General features: G+C 59.4%; 7 protein-coding genes. All 7 read left to right on the forward strand.

Features of this window, described 5'->3' with window-relative positions; all coding sequences use genetic code 11:
• Nucleotides 1-9: 9 nt before the first annotated feature.
• The 7 genes from J3R75_RS04400 (at nucleotide 10) to J3R75_RS04430 (ending at nucleotide 14,585) form a co-directional block, all read left to right on the forward strand.
• Nucleotides 10-261, forward strand: a complete 252-nt coding sequence (locus J3R75_RS04400; protein WP_307259863.1) for a hypothetical protein — start codon at nucleotides 10-12, stop codon at nucleotides 259-261.
• A gap of 341 nt (nucleotides 262-602) precedes the next feature.
• The gene (locus J3R75_RS04405; protein ID WP_307260139.1) at nucleotides 603-1,409 is read left to right on the forward strand and encodes a hypothetical protein; all 807 of its coding nucleotides are present in this window, start codon (nucleotides 603-605) and stop codon (nucleotides 1,407-1,409) included.
• 57 nt (nucleotides 1,410-1,466) lie between these two features.
• The gene (locus J3R75_RS04410) at nucleotides 1,467-2,966 is read left to right on the forward strand and encodes a beta-ketoacyl synthase N-terminal-like domain-containing protein (protein ID WP_307265484.1); all 1,500 of its coding nucleotides are present in this window, start codon (nucleotides 1,467-1,469) and stop codon (nucleotides 2,964-2,966) included.
• Nucleotides 2,956-11,106, forward strand: a complete 8,151-nt coding sequence (locus J3R75_RS04415; RefSeq protein WP_307260140.1) for a non-ribosomal peptide synthetase — start codon at nucleotides 2,956-2,958, stop codon at nucleotides 11,104-11,106. The genes J3R75_RS04410 and J3R75_RS04415 overlap by 11 nt, the downstream gene beginning before the upstream one ends.
• A 95-nt stretch (nucleotides 11,107-11,201) precedes the next feature.
• Complete coding sequence (locus J3R75_RS04420) at nucleotides 11,202-12,050, forward strand: DUF481 domain-containing protein (protein WP_307260142.1); 849 nt, start codon at nucleotides 11,202-11,204, stop codon at nucleotides 12,048-12,050.
• A gap of 40 nt (nucleotides 12,051-12,090) precedes the next feature.
• Entirely contained in the window at nucleotides 12,091-13,929 is a 1,839-nt protein-coding gene (locus J3R75_RS04425; protein ID WP_307260143.1) for a serine hydrolase domain-containing protein, read from the forward strand.
• Entirely contained in the window at nucleotides 13,929-14,585 is a 657-nt protein-coding gene (locus J3R75_RS04430; protein WP_307260145.1) for a 4'-phosphopantetheinyl transferase family protein, read from the forward strand. The genes J3R75_RS04425 and J3R75_RS04430 overlap by 1 nt, the downstream gene beginning before the upstream one ends.
• Nucleotides 14,586-14,593: the final 8 nt, after the last annotated feature.

Below are 14,593 nucleotides of genomic sequence, written 5' to 3' on the forward strand. Positions count from 1 at the left end.
AAAATGGGAATGACGGACGAAGAACTGAACGCCCTGGTGGAAAAAAAGCTTCTCGAACGCAAAGCCGAGATCGTCCAGGCGCTGAAAACATTCAACCGGAGCCCGTCGGCGAAGACCTTCAAGGAAGCGGAAAACACACCGGATCGCCTGTTGGGACAGGCGATGGACGACATCGTGGCGGAGGTGCTGCAAAAGACGGTGGGAGACGTCCGAATAGAAAGGCCCGCTAAAAAAAACTCCGGTACCACGGGCAAAGGCTGACCAGCATTCAGCTCAAGCATGGGAAGTATACCTCGATTACCGGGGCCTACTATCTGCCCGTAAAAGAGAAGCGTCGCGGGCGCAAGCGCGGCACGGGTAGACGCGGCGTGGCGGGCACAGGCAGGTTTCCCGCTTTGCTTTTGTTAGGCGTCCTTGCCGGCGCTTCGCCTGCTTTGTGCGAGGATGTCACGCTGGAAGGGCTGCGAGACTCCTACGAAGAGGCGTCCAATGCGTTGCGCTTACGGGGCCGGGACATTTCGGCCAAGCGCGTCGGCACGATCAGCCGGGCTGTCGGTCATGCTTCCCTGAAAGCGAGGGAACGACGGCTCGCTTGTCTTCGTGTGAGCAACGAGGCCGAGGGAAAAAGACTCGCGGTCGCCATGGACGGGGGACGCGTCATCATACGAACGAACAAGCGCGGGCGCAAGACCGCCAAGGGCTATCATACCTATGCCGCCGACTGGCGCGAACCAAAGCTGTTCATCATCTACGAACTGGACGCCGAGGGCCGGAAAATGCGCAAGGGACTTGAACGCTGCGACGGCACCATCGGCGGCCCGGAGGACATCACTCGGCTGCTGGTGGCGGAGCTCAGGGCGATGGGCGCGCAGAACGCGAAATCAATCACGTTCCTGGGCGACGGCGCAAAATGGATATGGAACAGGATTGACCAGATTATCGAAGAAGTCGGCATCGACAGAGCGCGCGTGTCAACCTGCCTTGACTACTACCACGCGGTCGAGCATCTTGCACGCGTCGCGGAGGCTAAGACGTTTGCAAGCCAGATCGAGAAGCGCGCGTGGCTCGACAACATGAAAAAACTGCTCAAGAAGGCTCCTCCCGCAGTGTTCCTTGCTGAACTGGCCAAATCAAGACGGCGTGGCAACGCGGTCATCAGGCGGGAATATGCGTATTTCAAAACCAACATGTCGGCAATTGACTATGCCAGGCTCAGCAGAGAGAAACAGCCGATTGGCTCTGGAGCGATTGAAAGCGCCGTGCGCAGAATCGTGAACCTGAGAATCAAAGGTGCGGGCACGTTCTGGAAGCTGGAGAACGCGGAGGCGGCACTCCACCTGAGGTGTCAGCTTAAAACCAACAACTGGAGCATGTTCTACGCCGATTTACTCAATGGCCTGGCTGCATAGGCGCTACCCACTTTTGGGAATTGCACCCCCAGTATCCAGAACATCCCCGACAACGCCATCGCCGTCATCGGCCTGGCCTGCCGCTACCCGGGAGCTTGCGACTCACCCGATAAGCTCTGGCAATTTCTCCGTGACGGTCAATCCGCCATCACCGAAGTGCCCGCCTACCGTTGGTCAGTCGACGACTACTACAGCCCCGATGCCACCGCACCCGGCAAAATGCGTTGCCGTTTCGGCTCCTTTCTCGGCCCGGTCGAAGACTTCGACTGCCAGTTTTTTCGAATGTCCAAAAAAGAGGCGGAATGCCTCGACCCCCAGCAACGACTCCTCCTGGAGCTTTCCTGCGAGGCCATCGCCGACGCCGGCTTGGCCAAAACAGCCCTCGCTGGCTCGCGAACGGGTGTCTTCATCGGTCAAAGCGGCTTCGACTTCGCCGTCCAGCACACGAATCTGGACAGCCTCAATGAATTGACCCCATACGTGGGCTCCGGCTGCTCCTTCGCCCCCGCCGCTGGCAGAATCGCCTTCTTCCACGATTTCCACGGCCCGGCCTACGTGCTGGATACCGCATGTTCTTCCTCCTTGGTCGCCGTCCACAATGCCTGTCGCAGCCTGCAGAACGGCGACTGCGACTTGGCCCTGGTCGGAGCTGCCAACCTCATCCTCAGCCCGGCCATGACCATCAATTTCGACAAATTGGGATTACTCGCCCCCGATGGCCGCATCCAAACTTTCGACGCGGCCGCTCACGGCTTCGTGCGCGGGGAAGGCGCCGGCATGATCATCTTGAAAAAATTGCCGGATGCCCTGAGGGACGGCGACCGCCTGGACGGTCTTATCCTTAGTTCAGCCATCAACGAGGACGGCAGCAGCAACAGTCTGATGTCACCCAACGGCCTCGCCCAAGTCGATGTCATTCGCCAGACCCTGCAGGGAGCTGGCATCACCCCCGACGACATGGATTTCCTGGAAACCCACGGCACGGCTACACCCGCCGGCGATCCCATGGAGCTGAACGCCCTGGCCGATGTCTTCGCCACCACAACGCGTCGCCGCCCATTGCGCATCGGCTCAGTAAAAACCAACTTTGGCCACCTTGAGGCCGGCGCCGGAATGCTCGGCATCTGCAAGCTTCTCCTGTCCATGCGCCATAACGCCTTGCCACCGCACCTCAATTTTGAGCACGGGACTGCCGAATTCGACTGGTCTTCTGGCTGCTTGGAAGTCAACCGCACCCTGTCGCCCTGGGCACGCAGCGACCGTCCGCGAATCGCGGGTATCAGCGGCTTTGGCTTTGCCGGGACGAATGCCCACATCATTCTGGCGGAGCCACCATTGACCGGCTCTGCCGGCCGCCCCCGTTTGGCCGCACCGGTATTCGACCGCCAGCGATGCTGGTCGGCGGCAGCCGAACGCGCCCGCCTGGGGCGACAATCCGCAACGAACCTCCACATCATGCAAGAGCATCTCAGACTAATGCAACAGTACCTCAACCTGCGTAGCACCAACAACTCTCAGGCATCAAGCAAAACTGACGGTGACTTATATGGACACTGAGCGAATAGCATTCGCCTATCTAGCCGAGGTAATTGCCAAAACCAGCGGCATTCCAGCTGCCGATCTCACCCCCGACACGGACCTCCTCGCGATGGGGTTGGATTCCCTAATGTTTGTCCAAATCGGACGCGTCATCGAAAAGGACTACGGATTGGCAATCCCTATCCGCAGCTTTTACGACGATCTGCACAGCGTACGACAACTCGCCAACAAACTCGCGGCTTGTCCCACCCGTACCGGCTATGCCGCCGCCGTCCACAACACCGCCCCCAAACCGCCCACCGCCGACGGCCCACCGCCTGTCACCACCACCATCTCCGGAGATAAGTCGCAAGATAACTCCGTCGATAAGGTCATGATGGCGCACATTGAATTGATGCAGCAGTTCTTCGCCCACACCGGGCCTGCCGCCACCCCCGCCACTGCCGCCACCCCTGCGGCACCCGTTGCCAAAGCAAAGTCGGTTACCGACAATGCGACCGAGGAAGAGCGGCGCGCCGCCACTGAAATGCGCTTGCGCTTCACGGGAGTCGACCCTAATCCGCGCTCCGATTTGACCAAGGCCCAGCACAAATTCATCCAGGCATTGATCCAACGACTATGGCAACGCTGCCCCGCTTCCAAGCAGTGGACAGAGGAATTCCGTCCCTGGCTGGCGGACTGGAAGTTCTTTGTGCAAGTTCGCCGAGATACGAAGGCAATGCGCTTCCCCCTCCTCGCGGCCAAATCCGCCGGTTCATACGTGTGGGACATGGACGGCAACCGCTACATCGACCTGGCCATGGGCATGGGGGCCCATTTCTTCGGCCATTCCCCAACATTCATTGACGATGCCATCCGCAGCCAGATGCTTCAATCTTCCGCCATTGGCTGGCAGGCGCCGCTCGCCGGTTCTGTCGCCCGCAAAATCTGCCAGTTGACGGGCTTCGACCGCGCCGCGTTCTTCGTCACCGGTTCCGATGCCGTCATGCTTGCCATGAGGCTCGTCAGGGCGGCCAGAGGCCGTTCGCTGGTGGTCCAATTTGCCGGTGCCTATCACGGCATCTGCTCGGATATGCTGGGTGGGCAAAGCGAACGCGGCACCATCCCCATGTCGCCTGGCATCCCCGAAGCTTTCGTCCAGGACATCCTCATCTTGGACTATGGTTCCGATGAAGCCCTGGACGTGATCAAGCAAAGAGCAAACGAACTGGCCGGGGTCTTTGTCGAGCCTGTCCAAGGGCGAAAAGTCAGCCTGCAACCCCAACGCTTCCTCCGCCAACTGCGCAAAGTCACCGCCGACAGTGGAATTCCCCTGGTTTTCGACGAGATGGTCAATGGCTTCCGCATTGCCCCGGGCGGGGCCCAGGAATGGTTCGGTGTCCATGCCGACGTGGCTGTCTACGGCAAAATCATCGGCGGCGGCCTGCCGCTGAGCGTCATTGCCGGCAAGGCCGAGCTGATGCGATGGATTGATGGCGGCGTCTGGAACTTCGACGACGATTCCTTCCCCTGCACCGACAACATCTCCACCGGAGGGACGCACAACCGGCACCCGCTGGCCCTGGCAGCCGCCAATGCTGTGCTCGACCACATTGAGGCCGTGTCCGCCGAACTGTATCCCGCCCTGCGCGAGCGAATTCGGCGCATGGCCGATTCGCTGAACGTTTTCTTTGAAAAAGAGAACGTCCCCATTCAATTCAGCCATTTCGGGACTCAATTCCGTTTCGACAGCCAGTCCTTCCCGTTCGAGATGGAGCTTTTCTACCACCTCCTCCTCGAACGCGGCATTTTCACCTGGGAGCTCCATGGCTGCAATCTTTCCACCGCCCATTCGGACGCGGACTGCCAAGAAATCGTCGCCGCCGTCAAAGATGCCGTCCAAACCCTGCGCCAAGGCGGCTTTGCTTTCGCCTCACCCAACCAGCGTCGCTTTTTCTTCCCGATGTCCTCGGTGCAACGACGCATCTACTCCCTGACCAAGCGCAAAGACGCAGAGATGCCCTACCATCTCTCCGGAATATGGGAACTCACCGGGGAAATTGACCGGGACAAAATCGAAGACTGCCTCCACCAAGTGATATGTCGACACGAATCATTGCGGACTTCTTTCGTTGTCGTGGATGGGGAATTCTATCAGCACATCATCAGCGAACCCCGCTTCCACCTGGAGACGCTCCCACCCAGTCAGGACCCGCCGCTGGACATCCTGAGCCGCTTCGTCAAACCCTTCGACTTGGCCGAACCCCCACTGCTCCGGGTCGGACTCATGAAAACGTCAAACCATGAGCATCTCCTTTTCCTGGATATGCACCATCTAGCCGTCGATGGCTTGTCCATCAATGTCATCATCAACGAATTCCTACAACTCTACGACGACCAGGCACTCCCCGCAGTCAAGCTTCAAGCCAGACACCTGCAACAACGGCTGGACGACTATCTGCTCAGCGAACAGGCCCAAACAGACGAGGTCTTCTGGAGGCACATCCTGCCCGAATCACCGGATTCACTCCCCCGCCTGGAACTCCCGCTCGACCATCCCCGCCCCGAAGTCCAAGACTTCCATGGCGAGAGACTGGTATTGCGGCTGCCCGAGCCGGCTTTGCTTGCCTTCCGGCACTACGCCAGACGCCATAAATCATCAGGTTTCGCCGTCATGCTGGCCCTCTACACCGCCTGGCTGCATCGGCTCACTGGCCAAAACGACCTGCTGCTGGGCTTGCCCGCCAGTGGACGAATAGGAGTTGACAGCGAAACGGCCGTCGGGATGTTCGTCAATACCGTCATCCTAAGAGAAAAAATCCAGCCGGGAACTTCGTTCGCCACCCTGCGCGACGATGTTCGCGAACGCCTGTTCGCACTCCAGGAACATAGCAACCTCCCCTTCGGTGAACTCCTGCAACGACTGAATATCCCCCCGGCCACTGACCGCGCCCCGCTTATCGACACCATGTTCTCCTACGAAAACGCTGGCCGGCGCGAGCTCCGCTGCCAGGGATTCCAAGGTAAAATAATCGAACAGTTCGAGGGGGCCGGGATGTTCGATATCCTCTTCGATGTCATTGAAACGGACGGCGATATCATCGTCAATTTCTCCTATCCCAAGCAACTCCTGGAAGCAACCACAGCCCAACGCTGGCTAGAGGAATTCCATCATCTCTTCAGCCAAATCATCAACCAGGAAGACAGCGGCGACGCACTGCCCATCGCCTCGCCGACCATCCCGCAGCCCCGACAGGCAATCAAGAAAGTCCCCGTAACGGCGGCGATGGCAACCGAAGCCCTCCCCGGAGCAGCCGAAGCTCTTTTGGCGACTTGTCGCAGCATCCTGCGGAATCCTGGATTGTCCCTTGCCGACCACTATTTCAAGCAAGGGGGTGATTCCATCCAGGCCATTCTCATTATCTCCCGGTTATTTGACCACGGCTGGCTACTGGAAGTCAACGAGATTTTTCAGCACCCGATTCTCGACGAACTTTCCCGGAAACTCACTCGGGCAGACGCTGTGCCGTCCGTCGGCTGTTCCTCGCCGTCTCAAGTCACCTCCGAGCCGGCCGCCGCAGTCGTCGGCCTCTCCCCCCTCCAGAGCTGGTATCGTGAAAAAGGCGAAAAGCCCGGCGAGGCCTATCTGCAGCTTGCGTGGCTCTCCGCCCCCTCCGACGTCACCGTCGCAGCGCTTGAGGCGATCATCGCCCATTGGTTCGAGGCGCATCCCGCGCTTGCCACCGGTTTACGGGAGGACGGGCAGGCCCTACCGCTTGGGAAAAAAGCCTTTCAGGTCACGCAGTACCCCGCCAAGACCCACGAATCCACCATCGTTCACACAACGCGCGGTCTCCTCTCCCTGACGGCAGGCCCCCTCCTCGTCGTAGCCATCCAGCCCAGAAAGAAGGGCCAGACGAGACTGCTCGTCGCCCTCCATCACTGGATTGCCGATGCCATGACTTGGCAGATACTCCTACGCGAATGGACGATGCTGTGGACCGATAGCAAAAACGCGCGTCCGCTCACCAAGCTGCCACCCGAAACAGCCTCTTTCGCACAGTATGCCGGCGCCATCAACAGCCGGCGCGCCTTGGTGAAAGCCGAGGCCGAAAAACCTTTCTGGCGCGAAATGCTCCAGGCTACCCGCCACCAAAAAATGCTGTCCGCAGCGGCAAACACCGAAAATACCGTCGGCCGCGCGGAACTCCTCCTGCCCCCAGAACTCGCCGACCACCTTTTTGGGCCGGCGCACGACAGGTTCGGCACGCGCAGCGACGAGCTCCTGCTGGCCGCCGTGGTCAAGGCGCTCGCCGTCTGGACGGGAGACAAGACGATCGGGCTCCTCCGCGAAAACCACGGGCGCATCCCCAGTGAATTCACGGGACAGCTTGACCTCTCCAACACCCCCGGCTGGCTGACTTCGGCCTACCCGCTCTGCTTTCATCTCCCCTCGCCAACCCCCGACTGCGACGTGACCGTCAAAGCCGTCCGCGACACGGCACGCCGGGTCAACGACCAGGGACTCGGCTTCGGAATCCTGCGCTATCTCGGTCACGATGAAGAACTCAGCCGTCTTCCCCTGCCGCCCTTCGCTTTCAACTATCTGGGACAATTCGACCGCGAAACGACAGTCCATCACGCCTTCGCTCTCCTCCCGGACCCTGTCGCAGAAGAGCAGGACGCAGCCAGAGGCTTCGTCTCACCGATCGAATTTCTCGCCTTCCGCGATAATGGCGGTCTCCATCTCACCGTCACCGCAGCCACTCTCCCCGCGGCACAAGATGTCGCCCAGGCACTCCTCGACCACACGGCGGCGGCCATCAGGGAAATACTAGCTGAGCCGGCGCCGACCAGTCCACAGGACGACCGCCCCGCACAGGCATGGCGGCTTCCCGAAGGCCGTCGCCTGCTGCCAGGATTGGGGCTCACGCCTGTGGACATTGAAGATTGCTGGCCGCTTACCCCCATGCAGGACGGTCTTTTCTTCCAGGCCAGACTGCAACCCGATTCACCCGCCTATTTCGAGCAATTCAGCTTCCTTCTCGATGATGTCGACCCCAATTGCCTCGCGGAGGCCTTCCAGCTCCTCTTCCAGAGCTATCCGACTTTGCGGGCCACCTTCCACTCACTCCCGGGGGACGGGACGCCCGTGCAGCTCATCCATCGCAACCTCTCGCTCCCCGTCACGCGTATCCAAGTACCGAGCGGCTGTCGCCCCGGCAGCGACGAGGAACAACTGGAGGAATTGGCGCGAAAGGACCGCGCCACAGGCTTCGATGTCACCACCGGGCCACTGATGAGAGTCGCGCTACTCGAATGCGGCAAGGGTAGCACCGGCGTCGTTTGGAGTCATCATCATCTCCTCATGGACGGATGGTGCGTCGAACTGCTCTACCGAGACCTACTGACAATTTGCGATACGCTGAAAAAGGGAGAAAAAAACGCCCCCGCCGCCCGCCCGGGGCTACTCCCCTACTTCGACTGGCTCGACAAGCAGCCGAGAACGCTTGCCAAGGATTTCTGGCGCGATCTCCTCAAAGGCTTCGCCGGCCCCTCCAGACTCCCCCCATGGCCTCAGCAGAGTGACGAACAGAGACTGTACAGCGCGGCCGAACACACCGCGATTCTCGAACCCGCCGACACGGCACGCGTCCGGGACTGGGCCGCAGCCAACGCCGCCACGCTCTTCAACGCACTCAAAACCGCTTGGGCTGTCCTCCTGGCGCGATTCGCGGACACGGACGACGTCGTCTTCGGAACCATCGTCTCGGGGCGGCCACCCTTCGTCAGGGACATCGACACCACCATCGGGCTCCTTATCAACACCATCCCTGTCCGCTTCCAGCTCAATGACGACATCACCGCCGAACAGGCGCTTCGTCAGCTGCAGAAACAGGCAAACGACTCCAGGCCGTTCGAGTTCCTGCAGTTGTCCGACATCCAGGATGCCTGCCGGATTCCTGAACTCTACGACCACCTTCTCGTCCTGGAGAACTATCCCATGAGTGAGGAACTCCGGCAGGGTGAAGACGGTGGGACAGCGGGACGCCCCAAGATGCGCGCGCTCCATTCTTTCGAGCAACCGCACTATCCCCTGAGTCTTATTGCCGAACCGTCAGGCGAACAGCTCCGCTTCCGGTTCATGTTCAACCAGAACGTCTATTCCCAAGCCCAAATCGCGCATCTGGCAGCACACCTTCTCCTGCTTCTTCGCGAACTCCCGACAGCTCACGACCAGCCACTCTCACGGCTGAATTTGCTGACCGAGGACGAACGACAGTGGCTCTGCGACTGGAATGACCGGAAAGCCGACTATCCACGCCAAGCCAACCTCATCGACCTGCTGGAAAAACAAGCCGCCCAAACTCCTCAGGCGGTGGCCATCACCTGCACACATCGACCCGATGTGACATACGCCCAGCTCATGGATGCGATCGGCCGCGTCGCCACCGGCATTCGCAGCATGCCCGGCTACGCGCCAAAGAGCCGGCTCGCCCTTTGGCTCTCAAAAAGCAGCGACATGGTCATCGCCATGCTCGCCACCCTCAAGGCCGACTGCGCATACGTCCCCCTCGACCCAATGTACCCCCAGGAACGACTGCAATTCATCCTTTCCGACTGCGGAGCGCCGTTCGCCATCATCGGAGACGATATGCCCCCTCTCCCGGCGGACATTGCAATGCAGCGACTGGCGACACTGCAGGAGACGAAAACGGCGGACTTACGCATGCCACAGCCTCTGCCGGACGATTGCGCCTACGTCATCTACACGTCAGGGTCCACGGGCATCCCGAAAGGCTGCATGGTCTCGCACCGAAATGTCGTCCGTTTGCTCAAAAATAGTAGGATGGAATTCGAGTTCAGCTCCCGCGACGTTTGGAGCAACGTCCATTCGTTCTGCTTCGACTTCTCGGTCTGGGAAATGTACGGCGCACTCCTCTACGGGGGACGCCTCGTCATTCCCGCCGTCGAAGAAATCCGCGATATGTTCGCCCTCTACGACCTCCTGGTGCGTGAAAAAGTCACCGTCTTCAATCAAGTCCCCCCGGCCTTCTACCGCTTCAGCGAAGTGGCAAAAATCAAAGGGATGGACAAACTGCAGTCCATCAAGACGATCATCTTCGGTGGCGACCGCCTGACTCCCGAACTCCTCCAGCCCTGGCTGGCCGCTGTGCCCCTGCAACACACCAGACTGGTCAATATGTACGGCATAACCGAAACCACCGTCCACGTCTCCTGCCATGAAATGACTGCGGCTGAAATAGCCAACAGTCGCGGTCTCAGTCCCATCGGCCATCCCATCCCCGAAACTGAAATCTGGATTGTCGATCGCTTTGGCAATCTTCAGCCGCCGGGAATAGCCGGGGAAATGTGGATCGCTGGAACGGGGGTCTGCCTGGGCTATCTCAACCGCCCCGAACTCAATGCCAAACGCTTTGGCCGGCACCCGCTCAGACCCGATGAACGTGTCTATCATTCCGGCGACCTGGGACGCATCGACCCGGAGTCTAAACAGGCCACCTACCTCGGGCGCAACGACTTCCAGGTTCAGGTGCGAGGCTTCAGAGTGGAAGTCGGCGAAATCGAAAACTGCCTCCGCCAGGCCAGCGCTGTGGACAAGGCCATCGTCCTCCCCTTCGCAGTCGATGGCTCCACGCAACTCGTGGCGTACCTCACCGGCCGCGCCGAGGAGGCGCCAAAAGACTGGCACGATTTCTGCGCGGCCAAACTTCCGCATTACATGATTCCCGCCAAATTCCTCTTCGTCCCGGAAATCCCGCTCACCGCCAATGGCAAGATTGACCGGCGAGCGCTACCCTCCCCATGGGAACAAGCCGTGGAAACGACATCAGACCCTCTTCCGTTGACACCCGTCAGGCAGAAGCTCAGACGACTTTGGGAAACCGTCCTGGGCGGCGTTGCCTTCGGGGCAACGGACAGCTTTTTCACGGCGGGCGGCAACAGCCTGCGGGCAGTCAAACTATCCGCTCTCGTCCAATCGGAATTGGGATTAGCGCTCTCTGTACGGGACATTTTTGACACTCCCCGTTTCGACAAACAAGGAGATTTTCTGGAAGCGCAAGCGCCCTCCGCCGCATCGGCTGACATCGAAGACCTCCTCGCCAACTACTCGCCAGAAGAACTCACCGAAGCTTTGAAACATCTCCAGGGATGACTCGCGGGGGCCCATAGTGCCAAAATCGTGAGCCGCCTGTCGTTCTTTCCACAACCAACATGAAAACACTACCGATTATGATGAAAAACACCAACATGCATCACCGACTGGTTTTTGCCCTCACCCTCGTCTGTCTGCTTGGTTTCGCTGGCTTGGCGCAGGAAAACAAATCTCCCTCCGTCCAAGCACCGGAATGGTGGAAGGTCAGTTCCCGCCGCAACGGCGAGCCATTGGACACATTCCAGAAACATCTCGAACTCCAGTTCTCCGGCGAAAGACTCACGGGTAACGAATCGGGCACGGAGCTCTCAGGCCATGCCTCGTTCGTCCTGCGACGACGCATCTGGTCTTGGTACTCCGACCTGTCCCTCTCCCACAAAGACAAGGACTATGGGCTGATGGGGGAAACGAAGGAAACCACCTACAGGGTAGGCAATTTCCTCCGCCAGGATTTTGACAAGTGCTGGTTCGCCTCCACTGGCATCATCAATGAACGAGATGATACGATGTTCGTCGATTCCCGGAACGATCTCCTCCTCGGTGTCGGCTACGACTGGTTCCCGCTCCCGAACCTGCAAATCACGCCCTATCTCGCCGCCGGCTACGAACACGTCAGCTACGACATCAGCCTCCTGAAACACTTCTCCCCCCCCTTCACGGGCGAAGACGACGCAGCGGGCGCGGCGGCCATCGCCCAAATCCGCACCATCTGGAAAGTCAATGACTTTTTCTCCGTGCGGCCCGATGCGCGCTATCTCAGCTTCACGGACGGCGACATGGACGACCGCTGGCAACTCGGCTGCTCACTCCAGTTCGACGTGCACAAGCATGTCAGCCTCATCTTGAGAGGCGAACTCAATCAGGAAGAAAACGCCGTCATTCGGCATATCGGAGGAAAAGAGCACAATACAGCTATCAAATGGCTGCTGAGAATCACGTTCTGATCCCTGGTCATCCACCCACCCCAAAAAGAGGATGTGTCTCATGAAAAATCACCGCCCACTCCGTGCTCTCTTCACGTTCCTCTTCGCCGGTCTCGTTACCGGTCTCGTCACCACCATCGCGTACGGGCAAGTACCCAACCAAGTCACAACGGCAATCACCGTCAGACCCGGCTGGAATCTGCTCAGCACTACCGGAAGCGACCCGCAATTATCCCATTTCGCCACCGACAACAAATTTTACCTGGCCAACGAAGTCTACGTCCATTCCCAGGAGTACCCCCCCGCCGGGTACGCCTTCTGGCTCTTTCAGGGGGCGACGTCAGCGGTCGACGTCACTCTGAGCACTGCCGCCGCCACCACTACCGGCTTCGCTCTTCAGCCCGGCTGGAATCTCGTGGGGCCAACCCTGACCAATTCGCTCAACGAGGTCGTCTTGAATCCCGTGGACTTCGCCACTCTCAACGTCTATAAGTGGCTGACCAACCGCTGGGAATTACACCGGGACAACGCCTTCATTCCCGGTCAAGGCTATATGATTTTCAGCCCCCGACAACAACTATGCACCAATTCCCTGACCCGCTCGCTCAGCGATAGCCAAAAAAACGACATCACGCAACTGGCCGACAACGCTTGCCAACAATGGGACATCCCCGGCATTACTTTCGCCGTCAAGTTCTGGGGCGAAGCCCCTTGGGAAGCTGCTGTCGGTTATGCGCAAAAGCCCACGGAGGAGTCGCGAGCGGAAGGCATCCCGATGCAACCCGGGCATCTCATGCGTATAGGCAGTGCCAGCAAGACCTTCGCGGCCATGGCCATTCTCAAGCTGATCAAAGAAAACAAATGCTGGCTAGACCAGCCAATCTCCGCCATTGACCAAACCCTGAGAACCAAACTCGCAAATTACGACGTGGACAAAATTACCATCCGGATGCTCCTGCAACACAATTCCGGTCTGGCCAGCTACACCAACTTCATTGAGAAGTGGGCCATGCCCTATCTCTTCACGCCCGAGAACGGCATGACCAACGACCAGCTGCTCAAAATAGTCAATGACGGCAATGCCGAGGGCGGCAATGCCGAGGGAGCTCAGACTGGCACCCCAGGCTTCAAAGTATCCTATTCCAACACCAATTACATCGTCGTCGATGAACTCATCAAAACGCTGACCGGACAGACCGCCCGCGAATACATCCGGGAGAATTTCATCGTCCCGCTGGGCCTTGCACACACCGCCTATCCCGACCCGGGCGTCCTCTGGCCCAGTCTCAGCGGCACGGCAGATGATTCCTACGCCCATGGCTATATGGACAAGGCGAACTATTTCGGCGAACCGTCCCTGCCCAGCGGCCTGGCCGACGTCACCATGCTCGACACCAGCCTCGTCGGGGCCGCCGGAGCCATGATTTCCACCGCCGCCGATTTGTCCCGTTGGATGGAGGCCATCTCCACCAATGCAATTGACCTGGGACAACTCAAAGCGGCCCCCACCGAATGGCGTCTCTTCATCCTCAGCGGCACCCAGCCAGACTGGAATCTCAGGAACGCTTTCGGACTAGGTATGGCCCACGAAGCCGATGCCAGCAACAATTCCAACTACGATGTCATTGGCCATCGCGGCCAAATCGCCGGCTATGACGCCGCCATGATTTCACTCCCGGGACAGGCCTGCAGTCTGGCGTTCATCTGCAACCGCAGCCTCTGGAACGAGGCCAACTGGCCGACGAACGCCCTGGCGGTTATCGGATTCAAAATCGTCCATTATCTCTTCCCCGACATGGTCGCCGAAGCCAAATTGACGACAACCCGCAGTGCCGGCGTTGTACCGGACGGTCTCCCACTCTACCCCCCGCACCCACAACGAGTCCTTCAGGAATACTGATGCGCGCCATGGACGTCTTTACCGGCCTTCCTGACTGGCTTCGTCTCGAATGTCAGCCCATCGACCAGCTCCAGGGCGACCTGTTTCCTGAAGAAAGCCAGCAACTCGCGCGCGCAGTCCCCAAACGCCGCCGCGAGTTCACGGCCGGACGCACTCTCGCCAGACGACTTCTTGTCCAGGCGGGCTATCCCGCTGGGGCCATTCCGGCAGACGCCTCGCGCTGCCCGCGCTGGCCGGAAGGCGTTGCCGGCTCCATCTCCCATAGCGAGTCCCAATGTGCCGCCGCCTTGGCTAGTCTTCATGACTGCCGCTCCATCGGTGTTGATTTGGAATCTATCGGTGCTGTCACTCCCGATCTGTGGCCGTACGTTTTCACTCCCGCCGAACAGCAGGTTCTACAGACCACGACCATCGCTTCCCCGGAAACAGCCAAGCTGCAGGCAACCCTGGGATTCTCCGCCAAGGAAGCCTTCTTCAAAAGCCAATACCCGTTGACCAAACTCTGGCTGGATTTCCCCCAAGCCGAAATCAGGCAACTGTCGGCACGATCATTCACCTTGGAACTAACCGAAACACTCCCCGAACTGCCCCGGACTGTGTCCGGACTGTTTTGGCCAGTCCCCGGGCAGCAGCTCCTCACCCTGCTCTGGCTGTAGGCAGGTTG

It is taken from the genome of Oligosphaera ethanolica (assembly GCF_030814695.1).
GTDB classification, from domain to species: Bacteria; Verrucomicrobiota; Lentisphaeria; order Oligosphaerales; family Oligosphaeraceae; genus Oligosphaera; species Oligosphaera ethanolica.